Consider the following 13864-nt stretch of genomic DNA (forward strand, 5'->3'; position numbering starts at 1 on the left):
TCCCCTCCTGATCGAACACGTTCACGGGATCCATGCCCGCTCGGGCACGGGCCAGTCATGTCACGTCGATGACGACCGGGTGTTCGGCCAAGTCCCGGGTCCGCTCCGGCCCGTACGTCACCGCCCGGACCGTCCCGTACGCGCCAAGGGTGCAGCGGACCCGGCGTGATTCAGCCCCGCACACAACCCCCCGAGCTGTTTCACGCGGTCCGCGGCACCGGCGAACCTGGCCGAAAGCCGACCTTCCGGCTACTTGCCCCCGAGGCCGGTGGTGCCGATGTGAATGATCTTGTGGGTGGAGCGGGTCATGTCGACGACCAGCTTCGTGGTGGTGTTGCGGCTCCAGGTGAGGGTGACGACGGCCTCCGTGTACTTGGCCGTGCCCTTGTCCGTGACCTTCCACTTGAGCGGGGTGTTCTGGGCCCGCAGCACCCCGTCCGCGTGCTCCCGGTCCTCCCAGGCCGCCAGCTTCTTCAGGTAGGTCGGGTCGATGTAGTAGGCGCGCAGCGCGGTGGACAGGTTCCCGCTGCCGTCCGGGTCGCTCTCGGCGTCGATGTAGGCGCCGTAGAAGTCGGCGATGCGGGTGATGTTGTCGGCCGGGTTGCCGGCGACGCTGCGCGGAGCGCCGGCCGAGGCCTGGGCGGTGACGCCGAGCCCGAGGGCCACGGCGAGGACGCCGGCGGTGAGGACGGCGCGGGTCTTGCTGCTCATGTCTGATTCCCCGTTTTCCGAGTCTTGTGTCTTGCTGTCCTGTGTCTTGCTGTCCTGTGTCTTGCTGTCCTGTGTCTTGCTGTCCTGTGTCTTGCTGTCCTGTGTCAGGGGCCGCCCTCCCCTCCCCCGAGGGAGAGGGCGGCCCCGGTCCTCGCGTGGGTCAGTGGAGCTTGTTCACGGCCGTGGTGGTGGTCTTCTTGAAGGCCTTCACGGGCGCGTCCGCGAAGTCGCCCAGCTGCCCCCAGTCCACGACGGTGACGGTGCGGCCCTCCCGGCCGATGGAGACGAGCCGGATGTCACTGGCGCCCCAGGACGTCACGGTGTGCAGGGCGTAGACATGGGCGCCGTCCCCCACCGGCAGGGTGCCGTGGTCCTGGAACGTGGCCTGCGTCGCCGGATCGTCCATCTCGATCCGGTCCGCGCAGGACACGATGTCCTCGTCGAGCTTCGCGAACCGGCCCTTCGCCACCCTGACGCTGGGCAGCTCGGCACTGATCTGACGGGCACTCGTGTCGAGATCGGTCCGGAACTCCCGGTACCAGGAGTCCTGGCCGCCGCCGAGCGCGACGCCCACGCAGGTGTCCTGCCTGACCTCGTCCGGTATGCCTGCGGTGACTTTGCCGGCCGTCCAGGACGAGCCGGCCCGCGGTGGCAGGTCGGCCGCGGTGAGGAAGCCGGGCGCCTTGGGTGCGGCCGCCGCGGGAGCGGCGAGCGCGGTGCCGGCGACGAGTGCGGCGCCGGCGAGTGCGGTGAGCGCGCCTGCTCGGGTGCGCTTGGGCATGACTGATCCCCCGTGAGTTCGGTGCATGGGTGCGGGATGCCGCCGACGGCGCCGGTTGGTCGGTCCGGCCCTGGTCGGTGCGACACCAAAAGCATCGGCCGTCGCCTCGCCGGACGGCAACGGCCACCGGCCGTTTCGCCGGCCTGGAACCATCCCAGCCCTTCTGACGTGCAGGTATATGAGTGCCTGGGATACGGACGAGCGGGGGAAGGTGCCCGTGCGCGACGACGTCGAGGAGTTCGCGGCGCTGCTGCGGCAGTTGAAGGACCGTACGGACCGGAGTTACGGCTCCCTGGCCCGTCGCCTGAACATGAACACCTCCACCCTGCATCGTTACTGCGCGGGCGAGGCGGTGCCGCTGGACTTCGCTCCGGTGGAACGCCTGGCCGCGTTCTGCGGGGCGGCACCGCAGGAACGGCTCGATCTCCACGAGCGCTGGCTGCGCGCGGTGGCAGCACGCCAGCGACCGCGCGCCACGGAGAACGCGGGGCTCACGGAGACCTCCGGACCTACAGAGACCTCCGGACTCACGGAGACCTCCGGACTCACAGAGGACCCCGGACCCACGGAGACCTCCGGACTCACAAAGGACCCCGGACCCACGGAGGACTCCGAACCCCCAACGGCCTCCGTACCCGCGGAGACGGCGCCGCAGATCCCGCGAGCCGTCGGCGCGGAACCGTTGACAGGATCGGCCCCCGTCGCCCGCCCCTGGTACCGGCGGCGGCACACGCTGGTCACGTCGGCGGTGGTCACCGCCCTGCTGGCGACGCTGGGCACCCTGGCCGCCCTCCCTGACGACCGGCCGGCCGGTGGCAGCGCGGCCCGGGGCACCGGCTCCTCCGCCACGACCGCCGCCGGCGACGCCGAGCGCCACGGCACCGGCGCCACCGGTCCGGCGCCGAACCCCACCTCGGCCACCCCGTCGCCCTCGGCCTCGTCGGACGGCTCCAAGACCTCCTCCCCCGCCGGCCGGAGCACGCCCGGCACCCCGGCCCCCACCGGCGTCCCCCTCACCTGGACGGCCGACTCGCAGCTCTGGGAACTGGGCTGCGACCACGACTACGTCATCGACAAGCAGCCGGCCCAGGTCCCGCCGCCGCCCGCCCCGCAGGACGCCGGCACCTGGGCGGCCACCCAGAGCGCGGTGCACGGCGGCAACACGATCGTGGACGTCTCCGTGCAGGGCCGTTCGTCCACCGCCGTCGTCCTGGAGGCCCTGCGGGTGCGCGTCGTCGGCCGTACGGCTCCCGCGCCCGGCATCGCCTACTCCATGGCCGACGGCTGCGGCGGCGGGCTCACCCCGCGCTACTTCGACGTGAACCTGGACAAGGACCGCCCCATCGCCCGCCCGGTGGCCGGTGAGGGCCCCGACGGGAAGACCGTCTCGACCATGCACCTGCCCTACCGGGTCTCCGCCACGGACCCCGAGGTGCTGCGCGTCAAGACGAGCACCGTCGGCTGCGACTGCCGCTGGTACCTCGAACTCGACTGGTCGTCACAGGGCCGCAGCGGCACGGTCCGGATCGACGACCACGGCCGGCCGTTCCGCACCAGCTCCATCAAGGGCCTGCCGCACTACTGGTACGGCTTCGTGGACGGCGTCCGCCAGTGGGTGCCGACCACCGGCTGACTCACGGCCGCGGCACGTTGCGCAGGTTGGAGCGGGCCATCTGGACCATCCGGCCCACGCCGCCGTCGAGGACCATCTTGGACGCGGAGAGCGCGAAGCCGGTGACCATCTGGGCCTTGATCTTCGGCGGGATGGAGAGCGCGTTGGGGTCGGTGACCACGTCGACCAGGGCCGGGCCCTTGTGGGTGAAGGCGTCCTTGAGCGCACCGGCGAGCTGCCTGGGCTTCTCGACCCGCATGCCGTAGGCGCCGCAGGCCCGGGCGACGGCGGCGAAGTCGGGGTTGGTGTTGGCGGTGCCGTACGCGGGCAGGCCCGCGACCAGCATCTCCAGTTCGACCATGCTGAGCACGGAGTTGTTGAAGAGAACGACCTTCACCGGCAGGTCGTACTGGACGAGGGTGAGGAAGTCGCCCATGAGCATGGCGAATCCGCCGTCCCCGGACATCGACACGACCTGCCGCCGCCGGTCGGTGAACTGGGCGCCGATCGCCATCGGCAGCGCGTTGGCCATCGAGCCGTGCGAGAAGGAACCGATGACCCGGCGGCGGCCGTTGGGCGAGATGTAGCGGGCCGCCCACACGTTGCACATGCCGGTGTCGACGGTGAACACCGCGTCGTCGGCGGCGAGTTCGTCGAGGACCGAGGCCACGTACTCCGGATGGATCGGTACGTGCTTCTCGACCTTCCTCGTGTACGCCTTCACCACCCCCTCCAGCGCGTCCGCGTGCTTCTTGAGCATCCGGTCGAGGAACCGCCGGTTCTCCTTGGCCCGCACCCGCGGCACCAGACAGCGCAGCGTCTCGCGCACGTCGCCCCACACCGCGAGGTCGAGGCGGGAGCGGCGGCCCAGCACCTCGGGGCGGACGTCGACCTGCACGATCTGCACGTCGTCGGGGAGGAAGGCGTTGTACGGGAAGTCGGTGCCGAGCAGGATCAGCAGGTCGCACTCGTGGGTGGCCTCGTAGGCGGCGCCGTAGCCGAGCAGCCCGCTCATGCCGACGTCGTACGGGTTGTCGTACTGGATCCACTCCTTGCCGCGCAGGGCGTGGCCCACCGGGGACTTGATCTTCTCGGCCAGCTCCATGACCTCCGCGTGGGCGCCCGCCGTGCCGCTGCCGCAGAACAGGGTCACCTTGTCCGCCGCGTCGATCATCGCGACCAGCTTGTCGAGTTCGGCGTCGCCGGGGCGGACGGTGGGCCGGGAGGTGACGATGGCCGCCGAGGCGGACTGCTCCGGGGCGGGCTGGTCGGCGATGTCACCGGGCAGGCTCACCACGCTCACTCCGCTGCGGCCGACCGCGTGCTGGATGGCGGTCTGGAGCAGCCGGGGCATCTGCTGCGGGTTGGAGATCAGCTCGCTGTAGTGGCTGCACTCCTGGAAGAGCCGGTCGGGGTGGGTCTCCTGGAAGTAGCCGAGGCCGATCTCGCTGGAGGGGATGTGCGAGGCGAGGGCGAGGACCGGGGCCATCGAGCGGTGGGCGTCGTAGAGGCCGTTGATGAGGTGCAGGTTGCCCGGGCCGCAGGAGCCGGCGCAGGCCGCCAGCGTGCCGGTGATCTGGGCCTCGGCGCCGGCCGCGAAGGCGGCGGTCTCCTCGTGGCGGACGTGGATCCAGTCGATGGCGGAGTTGCGGCGTACGGCGTCCACGACCGGGTTGAGGCTGTCGCCGACGACGCCGTAGAGGCGGCGCACCCCGGCGCGGACGAGGATGTCGACGAACTGTTCGGCGACGTTCTGCTTGGCCATGGCGGTCGGGCACCCTTCGGCTCCGCGGATCTCCGGCTCCCCCCGCAATGCCCTTCCATGTATCCACAGAGGTCGCGTTCACGCCTCCCAGACGACCGCCGCCGTACGGTCGTCGGCGTACCCCTTGACCCGTACCTGGGCGTCCGCGAGGAACGCGGCGAGGCCCGGCGGGGTGCGGCCGGACCAGCGCCGGGCCAGGTAGGCGCAGAGTGCGGGCTCGCCGCGCAGCGGGTCGGCGAGGCCGCCCGTGCACATCACGAGCGCATCACCCGGGCGGGCTACCGAGGCCCGGAACAGGAACGGGTCGCGGGGTGGCTCGGGGGCCGGTTCGTAGGGGCTCGGCGGGGTCGGGATGCCGAGGTCCATGGTGAGCCGGTCGCCCTGCGGGGTCTCGGAGGGCAGCGAGCCGAAGCCGAGCACGGGTTCACCGGGGGTGTCGGCGTCGACGCGCGGTTCGATGTCCTGCCACTCGCCGCCCCGGAGCCGGAACAGCCCGCCCTCGCCGACCCCGAAGAAGACGCGGGTACGGCACTGGGGGTGGGCGGGGATGAGGAGGCAGCGCAGGCTGGCCGCGTACTCCTCGGGGACGACGCCCTGTTCGGCGGCGCTGGCGCGGAGCTTGCCGAGGCTGCGGTCGGTCAGCCGGTGCAGGCCGGACTTGAGGTCGCCGCGCCGGGCGGCCTGGATGTCCTCGGTGAGCCGCTGGTGGCTGCGGCCCACGGCCCGGGCGATCCACTCGCACAGCTCCGCGGCGGCCCGGTGCGCGCCGGGGGTGGCCCGGGCGCCGGTGGCCATGGCGACGAGGACCAGGGCCTGCTCGCCGGTCCCGAACCGGGCGGTGAGCAGGGCGTCGCGGCGCGGTTCGCCCCGGTACCGGGCGGAGTCGCCGCGCTGGGAGACGGCCCGCAGGGTGCAGGCGCCGTACCGGGCGCCGTCCAGGACGGTGTCGGCGACCAGGTCGTCGAGTTCGTCGGGGTCGGCGGGGGGCAGGGCGGTGGGCTCGGCGTCGTAGGTGGGCGGTCCGGAGCCGACGTAGTCCACGGAGGAGGCCGAGGCAGCGGCCGGGACGGCCACGGCGGCCGAGGCCTCCCGGCTTTCCGGGGCCTCCCAGCCTTCCGGGAGCCCCCAGCTTCCCGAGGCCTCCCAGCCTTCCGGGGGCTCCTGGACTTCCGGGGCTTCTGGAACTCCCGGGGTTTCTGGAACTCCCGGGGTTTCTGGAACTCCCGGGGTTTCCAGGGCTCTAGGGCTGTCCGGGGCGGCACGCGGTGGCAGCGTGGTCAGGTCGAGGCGGGTCGCGGGGTGGGCATCGGCCGGGGCGTCGTCGTCCGCCTCCAGCAGTTCCTGGTCCTCCTCGTCCCAAGGCCAGCGCTTCGAAGCGGCCCAGGTGTCCTCGGCGGGGGCGACGGCCGCCCGCTGTGCAGGCACGGTCGGCGGTGCCTGCTCGTCGCCCGGTTCCGCGGTGACGCCCCGCCGTCCCCCCACCGTCTTCTTCGCCGAGGCGAAGCGGTCGTCCAGGGAATCGGGTGCGGCCGTGGGTCCGGTGTCCTCGGTGGAGTCGTCGTACAACTGCCCCCACCAGTCGTCCTCATGACGGGTGGGCCTACCCCCTGGCTGGCTCATGCCCCTAATTGTCCACCGCAAAGGCCAGATGAAAACGGGGCATCCGGAAAATCCCGCACCCGCCCCCGTCTCGAACGGCGTGTCGAGGGACATCCTGAACACCCGTACGAGGAAAGGGACTCGACGACACGCGCGGGACCGGCGGCACGGACGACGCGGGCGCGGCGGACGACAGGGGCGGGGCGCGGCTGACGGGAGTGACGAGGGTGACTGAGTTGTCGGAGTTTTCGGGGATGACACGTGTGAGTCGCCGGGTGGTCCCACCCCCCACGGGAGAACCACCCGGCGACACCGGAGTGACCGGCCCCAGATCCCCTACGCGTACGCGCGTCATGGGGCCGGTCACCGTTCGCACGGCCGGACGCCACGGCGCCGACCGGAAGGCCAGATTGTGACGGGTCTTCCTGGCGGCCAGCTGTGAATGACGGATCGGGTTCCCGTGCGAAGGTGCTGCGGTGACGTGATCTTGGCAGAGTGGCGCGCGGTACGGCGATGATGTGCCACGGCGGGTTTGCGCCGTGGCCGGTTCCCGCCAGGCCACCGGGGATCGAGGGAGGAAGGCGGGTCGATGCTGGCAGCGCTGGGGCTGGACGAACGGGACGAGTCGGCGTACCGGGCGCTGGTGTCCGCGGGCGCCGCCGACGTGCCCGGCCTGGCACGGCGTCTGACGCTGGCGGAACCGGACACCGAGCGCGCGCTGCGCCGGCTGGAGCGGCACGGGCTGGCCGCCCGGTCCTCGGGCCGGCCGGGCCGCTGGGTGGCGTCGCCGCCCGGGGTCGCGCTGGGCGCGCTGCTCACCCAGCAGCGGCACGAACTGGAGAAGGCGGAGCTGGCGGCGGCGCTGCTCGCGGAGGAGTACCGGGCGGCGGCCGCCGAGCCCGCGGTGCACGACCTGGTGGAGGTGGTGACCGGTGCCCCGGCCGTCGCCCGGCGGTTCCTCCAGCTCCAGCTGGGCGCCCTGGACGAGGTGTGCGCGCTGGTCACGGAGAAGCCGATGGCTGTCACCGGGGCGGAGAACGACGCGGAGGAACAGGCCGCGCACCGGGGCGTGCGCTACCGGGTGGTGATGGAGCGGCCGGCGCTCGACCTGCCGGACGCGGTCACGGAGCTGACGGCGGCGCTGGGCCGGGACGAGCAGGTGCGGGTGGCGGAGCGGGTGCCGACGAAGCTGGTCGTCGCCGACCGGGCGCTGGCGCTGGTCCCCCTCACCTCCCGCGCCTCGGAACCCGCCGCCCTCGTGGTGCACGCCAGCGGCCTGCTGGAACTGCTCTGCGGCCTGTTCGAGTCGGTGTGGCGGGAGGCGCTGCCGCTCCGCCTCGGCGCGACCGGGGTGCGCGAGGAGGAGCCGGACGGCCCCGACGCCACCGACCTGGAGGTGCTCTCGCTGCTGCTGGCCGGCCTGACCGACGCGAGCGTGGCCAAGCAGCTCGATCTGGGGCTGCGGACCGTGCAGCGCCGGGTGAAGCGGCTGATGGAGCTGGCCGGGGTGTCGACCCGGCTGCAGCTGGGCTGGCACGCCTACGAGCGGGGCTGGGCGACCCGGAACTGACCTGCTGGCCTGCGCATCCGGCGGTCGTCCGGCACTCTGGGCAGATGGGAGCTGGGGAACTCCTGCTGGTCGGCCTGGTGCTGGTGCTCGGCCTGTGCGGGGTACTGGTGCCCGGGGTGCCGGGGACGGGTCTGGTGTGGGCCGCGGTGCTGTGGTGGGCGCTGTACGACCCGCGCCCGGTGGCGTGGACGGTCCTGGTCGGGGCGACCGTGGTGCTGCTGTCGGCGCTGGTGGTCCGCTGGGTCCTGCCCCCGCGCCGGCTCCGGGCGAGCGGCGCCACCCCCCGCATGCGCGTGTACGCCGGCACCGGCGCCGTCCTCGGCTTCGTCCTGCTCCCCGTCGTCGGCGCGATTCCCGGTTTCATGGCCGGGATCTACCTGCACGAACGCCTCCGTCTCGGCCGGCGCGCCGAGGCGCGGGCCGCCCTGCGCACCACGATGAACGCGGGCGGCTCCAGCGTGCTGGCCGAGCTGCTGGCGTGCCTGCTGGTCACTGCCGGCTGGCTGACCGCGGTGATCTGGACCGCCGGCTGAGGCCTCAGAGCAGGTCGACGAGCGGGACGGCATCGGCCAGGGCGCGCGCGCCGGCGTCGTTGAAGTGCAGGTGGTCGCCGGGGTCGTAGGCGGGCCGGATGCGGCCGGGCTGCTGCGGATCCCGTACGACGGCGTCGAAGTCGACGTACGCGTCGAAGACGTGCCGGGCGCGGATCAGCGCGTTCACCCGCTGGCGTACGGCCTCCCGGGCCTCGGTGTACCCGCTGTACCCGGCGTACGGCGTGAGGGTGGCGCCGATCACCCGGATCCCCCGCTCGTGGGCGCGGGCCACGAGGGTGCGGTAGGCCCGCACGAAGTCACCGGGGTCGGTGGCCTCCGGGGTGCCCTTGATGTCGTTGATGCCTTCGAGGAGGACCAGGGTCCGGACACCGCTCCGGTCGAGCGCGTCGGCGTCCAGGCGCCTCAGGGCCCCCGGTCCTCCGGTGCTGTCGAGCATGAGCCGGTTGCCGGAGATCCCGGCGTTGAGGACGCCGATCCGGAAGGGCCGCAGGCGGTCCGCGAGGCGGTCGGGCCAGCGGTGGTCGGCGTCCATGCTGGTGCCGTTGCCGTCGGTGAGGGAGTCGCCGAAGGCGACCACACTGCCGAGGGTCACGGCCCGTACGTCGACGCCGGTGACGTAGTACCAGTGGCCGGTGGTGCGGGTGTAGGCGCCGCCGTCCTCGTCGTCGGCCCGCCCGGCGCCGTGCCCGGCCACGTAGCTGGTCCGGAGCGCGACCCGGTGGAAGGTGGCGGGCCCGGAGTCGCCGGGGGTCTCGATGCTGACCAGCAGATCGGCGGCGGCCGGGACGGCGAGCGGCACCGGGTCGCTGACCAGGTCCTGCCCGACGGGTACCACGGCGGTGCCGGTGCCCGCGAAGGTGGCGGCGCGCATCGACCCGGGTACGGCGTCCGGGCCGTCGCCCTGCCGGAGGGCGACGGTGACGGCCCCGAGCCGGAGCGGGGCGCTGCCCAGCCGGTTGCTGACCCGCACGCGGACCGCGCTGCCGCCGACGCTCAGGTGAACGACGTTGCGGAACGCGGCGCCGGGTACCGCCGGGTCGGTACCGGAGGGGGCGGCCTCCCAGCTCCCGGCCCACAGCGAGGGCCAGGCGTCGGCCCCGGCCCGCCCGCTCACCCCCACCACCAGCAACAACGCCACCGCGAGCACCCGCCCGACCCTGCCCATCCACACCCGCCCTTCCGAAGGCCCACTGGACGGGAAGGTGACATACGAGGGGTGGCCTGAACAGCAACTCGACTGCGGGACCACCCGGGTGGCGGAGCGCGGGAGGGGGCGGCGGAGGGGTGGTGACGGTGGGGGGTGGCTGCGGGTGGGTGGGGGCTGAGCGCGCAGTTCCCCGCGCCCCTGAAGGGGCGCTACAGCCGCCGCTTCTTCCCAGCCGCGGAGTCGTGCCTCCCCCAGTGCCTTAAGGGCCTGGGAGGTGCCCCCAGGGCGGCACGGGTGGGCGCGGGCGGCACCCGGCCAGCGCCGGTAAGCGTCCCCACCCCCCGCCCCAGCCCTAACCCACCGCTCCTTCCAACGTCAGCAGCCACACCTTCCGCTCAAGTCCCCCCGCATACCCGGTCATCGTCCCGTCCGCGCCGATCACCCGATGACAAGGCCGCACGATCAGCAGCGGGTTCGCGCCGATCGCCCCGCCGACCGCCCGAACCGCCATCCGGGACGCCCCGATCCGCGCGGCGATCTCCCCGTACGTCGTCGTCGCCCCGTACGGAACACCGTCGAGCGCACCCCACACCCGCTCCCGGAACTCGGTACCGCGTGTGCTCAACTCCAGCCGGAACTCCTTGAGTTCACCGGCGAAGTAGGCGCCGAGCTGATCCTCGGCGGCCCTGAAGGGACCGGGGTCGGACAGCCACCCCGCCGCGACGTTCCGGCCGCCCTTCTGCCCGGGCACGGACAGCGAGGTCAGCGCCCCGTCACCGTCGGCGGTCAGGAGCAGCTCCCCCACGGGCGAAGCGACCCGCTGCCAGTACGTGACACCCATCAGTTCCTCGACTCTCCTTCCACCAGCAGATGCCGGACGGCGTACGACCGCCAGGGCCGCCACTCGTCCGGTACGTCAATCCCGGGCAGGCCGGGCAGGCCGGGCAGCCCGGGCAGGGCGACGTCGGGGTCGGCGAGGGCCCGGACGCGGATGGTGGCGAGGACCGCCGGGTCCATCCCGGGCAGCGCCCGCAGCGCCGCCTCCGCATCGTCCCGGTCAGCGCCCGGATCCAGCCGTACCGTCCCGTCGTCGAGCCCCGCGGCCAGCGCACCGAGGCTGCCGTCGGACTCCGCGCCCGCGAGCACCGCGGGCTCGGGGAAGAGGTGGGTGAGGCCGCCGGACGGCGCGTCCAGCGCCTTGCCGTACCGCCGCACCAGCCGCTCGGCGGCTTCGCTGCCGACGAGCGCCCGTACGGCGGCCTCGGCCGGGTCGGCGGCGCCGGGTGACCGCAGCCCCGGCCGGGCGGCGACCAGCGGAGCGAGCCGCGGGTCCGCGGCGAGCCGCTCGTCGACAGCGTACGGATCGGCGTCGAGGTCGAACAGCCGGCGCAGCCGCTGTACGGCGGTGGTCAGGTCACGCGGGTCGGTGAGGCGCAGCCGGGCGTCGAGCCAGCCGCCGGGATGGGCGCCGAGGCCCGTGGCGGTCGTACCGGCCCGCTCCTCGACGGCGACGACGGCGTGGCCGTACGGGAGCCGCAGGGTACGGCGGTAGGTGCGCGCGCCGGGGGTGCCGGTGACCTCCTCCACGCCGGGCACGGATTCCCGCTCCAGCAGGTCGAAGACGGGGCCGGCCTGGTACGGGCCGCGGTGGGCGAGCCGCAGCGGGATCCCGGTGGCGGGGGAACCGCGCCGTGCGCCCCGGCCGCCGGGCGCGGCCTCGCGCAGCCCGCTCGGGGTGGTGGCGTACACGGCGCGGACGGTGTCGTTGAACTGCCGCACACTGGCGAATCCGCTCGCGAACGCGATCTCCGTGATGGGCAGCTCGGTGGTCTGCAGCAGCGTGCGCGCGGTGTGCGCCCGCTGGGCCCGGGCGAGGGCGACGGGGCCGGCGCCGAGCTCGGCGGTGAGCTGCCGCTGCACCTGGCGTGCGCTGTAGCCGAGCCGGTCGGCGAGCCCGCCGACGCCCTCCCGGTCCACGACGCCGTCGCCGATCAGCCGCACGGCCCGGCCGACGACGTCGGCGCGGACGTTCCACTCGGCGGACCCCGGTACGGCGTCCGGGCGGCATCGCCGGCAGGCCCGGAAGCCGAAGCCCTGGGCGGCGGCCGCGGTGGGGAAGAAGCGGACGTTGCGCCGCTTCGGGGTGACGGCGGGGCAGCTGGGGCGGCAGTAGATGCCGGTGGTCTCGACGGCGAAGAAGAACGCGCCGTCGAAGCGGGCATCGCGGCTGCGGACCGCCTCGTACCTGGTGTCTTCGTCCATCACGGTTCAAGTGTGGGCGATGGCGAAGGGCGGGGCTGGCGGGAATCGGACACGGCGCTGGAGCGCCCCGTAAGCGGAGCGCTCCGTAAGGGGCGCGGGGGCGTATTTGCCTCCTACCGCCACCGCCCCCTCTTCGCCTCCATCGCCGCCTTGCCCTCCGCGCCCCTCTTCTTCCAGTCCTTCTTGATCTCGGACCGGAGCCGGGCGTCGGTCTTCGCGGTGATCCACTGGTTCTCCCGCATCAGCTTGCGGTAGCTCTCCAGCCGACGTACGGGCAGTTCCCCGGCCTCCACCGCGGAGCGCACCGCGCAGCCCGGCTCGCTCTCGTGTCCGCAGTCGGAGAACCGGCACTCCTCCGCCAGTTCCTCGATCTCGGAGAAGACCTGCCCGACCCCGGTCTCGGCGTCGAACAGCCCCACCCCCCGCAGTCCCGGCGTGTCGATCAGCACGCCGCCGCCCGGGAGTGCGAGGAGATTGCGGGTGGTGGTGGTGTGCCGGCCCTTGCCGTCGACGTCCCGGGCGGCCTGGACGTCCATCACCTCCGCCCCGAGGAGCGCGTTGGCGAGGGTGGACTTGCCGGCGCCGGACTGGCCGAGCAGTACCGACGTACCGGAGCCGACGAGGGCGACCAGCGCGTCCAGGCCGTCGCCCGCGTGCGCGCTGACCGTGAGGACGGGCACGCCCGGGGCCGTCGTCTCGACGTCCTGGACGAGGTGCGCGAGGGTCACCGGGTCCGGGACCAGGTCGGCCTTGGTGAGGACCACGACCGGCTGTGCCCCGGACTCCCAGGCCAGCGCCAGGAACCGCTCGATCCGCCCGAGGTCGAGTTCGACGGCGAGGGACACCGCGACGATCGCGTGGTCGACGTTGGCGGCGAGGATCTGCCCCTCGGACCGCTTGGAGGAGGTGGAACGCACGAAGGCCGTGCGCCGAGGCAGCAACGTCCGCACATACCGCGGATCGTCACCTTCGGGGTCGACGGCGACCCAGTCCCCCGTACACACGACCTTCATCGGGTCACGAGGCACGACGAACTCGGTATCGGCACGGACGACGCCTGCCGGAGTGACGACATCGCACAGACCGCGGTCGACCCGTACGACACGGCCGGGCAGGAGACCCCGCTCGGCGTGCGGAGCGAACTCGGCCTCCCAGTCCGCGTCCCAGCCGTACGGCGCGAGGGGGTGCGAGGAGAACGAGGACGAACCCGGGAGAGTGGAGAAAGACAAGGGGTGACCCTTCACAAGGGCGGCCCCGGCACCGCGCTCACGGGCGCGGGAGAGAAAGAGGTCAGCCGGAGGCCACGGGAGTGGACTTGACGAATTTCCGGATGCGGGCAGCGCCCATCACAGAGACAGCCATCGGTCACACCTCCCGGACAAGCCAAGTCACCCGCGGCACCTCAAGGGTTGCCGCTCGAACACCACTGACCCTAGGAGGTGCACGGGCCGCGACGCCACCGAATTTCGACGCAACCATGGCGAGCGCAGACGGGCAGCTCGATGGGATCCGCTGTGCGACCGAGGCGGCCGTACGAGTCGACGTCCCTGCCCCGCGCTCCTGGTTTGTTCCGGTGGATCTTCCGGTAGTCCGTCCCGTTCTTCTTCCTGGTGTCCCTGTCCGCGTCGATGTTTTGCTGTACGCGGTCAAGCAGTCACCCCTCCTCATCGAGTACAGGAAGGCGCCACCCGTGAGCGACCTCAGCTCCCGAACGGTCTTCATCACCCCGGACGGCGTCCGGCACGGCCGGGTCGGTGTCCGCGAGGGCTTCGCCCGGCTGTTCGCCGACCTCCCGTCCGCTACGCGCTGATCCCGAAGAGCTGAGAAGACCGGACTCACGAGAGGGCGCTTCGTGAGTTCGGC

Annotated in this window: 11 protein-coding genes; 3 read left to right on the plus strand and 8 right to left on the minus strand. The window is 73.0% G+C overall.

Annotated elements, in window-relative coordinates:
* Positions 1-249: 249 nt before the first annotated feature.
* Together SSP29_RS33100 and SSP29_RS33105 are read right to left on the minus strand one after the other, a co-directional pair.
* Positions 250-711 carry a hypothetical protein gene (locus SSP29_RS33100; protein ID WP_089104557.1) on the minus strand — a complete coding sequence of 154 codons (462 nt, stop codon included), beginning with the start codon at positions 709-711 and terminating at the stop codon, positions 250-252.
* Between the two features lie 160 nt (positions 712-871).
* Complete coding sequence (locus SSP29_RS33105; RefSeq protein WP_089104558.1) at positions 872-1492, minus strand: hypothetical protein; 621 nt, start codon at positions 1490-1492, stop codon at positions 872-874.
* 178 nt (positions 1493-1670) lie between these two features.
* On the opposite strand from SSP29_RS33105, the gene SSP29_RS33110 reads away from it, so the two are divergent.
* Positions 1671-3125, plus strand: a complete 1455-nt coding sequence (locus tag SSP29_RS33110; RefSeq protein ID WP_089104559.1) for a helix-turn-helix domain-containing protein — start codon at positions 1671-1673, stop codon at positions 3123-3125.
* 1 nt (position 3126) lies between these two features.
* On the opposite strand, the gene SSP29_RS33115 is transcribed toward SSP29_RS33110, so the two are convergent.
* Both SSP29_RS33115 and SSP29_RS33120 read right to left on the minus strand, forming a co-directional pair.
* On the minus strand, positions 3127-4869 hold the full coding sequence (locus SSP29_RS33115) for a pyruvate dehydrogenase (protein WP_089104560.1): 1743 nt from the start codon (positions 4867-4869) through the stop codon (positions 3127-3129).
* A 78-nt stretch (positions 4870-4947) separates the two neighbouring features.
* Positions 4948-6489 (minus strand): protein phosphatase 2C domain-containing protein, encoded by a 1542-nt coding sequence (locus SSP29_RS33120; RefSeq protein ID WP_089104561.1) that lies wholly within the window; start codon positions 6487-6489, stop codon positions 4948-4950.
* 568 nt (positions 6490-7057) lie between these two features.
* Between SSP29_RS33120 and SSP29_RS33125 the strand changes: the two genes are divergently transcribed.
* Both SSP29_RS33125 and SSP29_RS33130 read left to right on the plus strand, forming a co-directional pair.
* The gene (locus SSP29_RS33125; RefSeq protein ID WP_089104562.1) at positions 7058-8038 is read left to right on the plus strand and encodes a helix-turn-helix transcriptional regulator; all 981 of its coding nucleotides are present in this window, start codon (positions 7058-7060) and stop codon (positions 8036-8038) included.
* Between the two features lie 44 nt (positions 8039-8082).
* Complete coding sequence (locus tag SSP29_RS33130) at positions 8083-8571, plus strand: DUF456 domain-containing protein (RefSeq protein WP_089104563.1); 489 nt, start codon at positions 8083-8085, stop codon at positions 8569-8571.
* Positions 8572-8575: 4 nt separating this feature from the next.
* On the opposite strand, the gene SSP29_RS33135 is transcribed toward SSP29_RS33130, so the two are convergent.
* The 4 genes from SSP29_RS33135 to rsgA all read right to left on the minus strand — a co-directional run bounded on the left by SSP29_RS33135 (position 8576) and on the right by rsgA (position 13230).
* Positions 8576-9757 (minus strand): SGNH/GDSL hydrolase family protein, encoded by a 1182-nt coding sequence (locus tag SSP29_RS33135; protein ID WP_089104564.1) that lies wholly within the window; start codon positions 9755-9757, stop codon positions 8576-8578.
* 334 nt (positions 9758-10091) lie between these two features.
* Positions 10092-10580, minus strand: a complete 489-nt coding sequence (locus SSP29_RS33140) for a methylated-DNA--[protein]-cysteine S-methyltransferase (RefSeq protein ID WP_089104565.1) — start codon at positions 10578-10580, stop codon at positions 10092-10094.
* A complete protein-coding gene (locus SSP29_RS33145; protein ID WP_174856033.1) occupies positions 10580-12001 on the minus strand; it encodes a DNA-3-methyladenine glycosylase 2 family protein in 1422 nt (473 codons plus the stop codon). Before SSP29_RS33145 ends, SSP29_RS33140 begins: the two co-directional genes overlap by 1 nt.
* Before the next feature lie 113 nt (positions 12002-12114).
* Positions 12115-13230: a ribosome small subunit-dependent GTPase A gene (gene rsgA, locus SSP29_RS33150; RefSeq protein WP_089104567.1), complete on the minus strand. Its 1116-nt coding sequence runs from the start codon at positions 13228-13230 to the stop codon at positions 12115-12117.
* Positions 13231-13864 lie beyond the last annotated feature (634 nt).

Origin of the sequence: Streptomyces hyaluromycini (assembly GCF_002217755.1) — a bacterium.
Taxonomy (GTDB): domain Bacteria; phylum Actinomycetota; class Actinomycetes; order Streptomycetales; family Streptomycetaceae; genus Streptomyces; species Streptomyces hyaluromycini.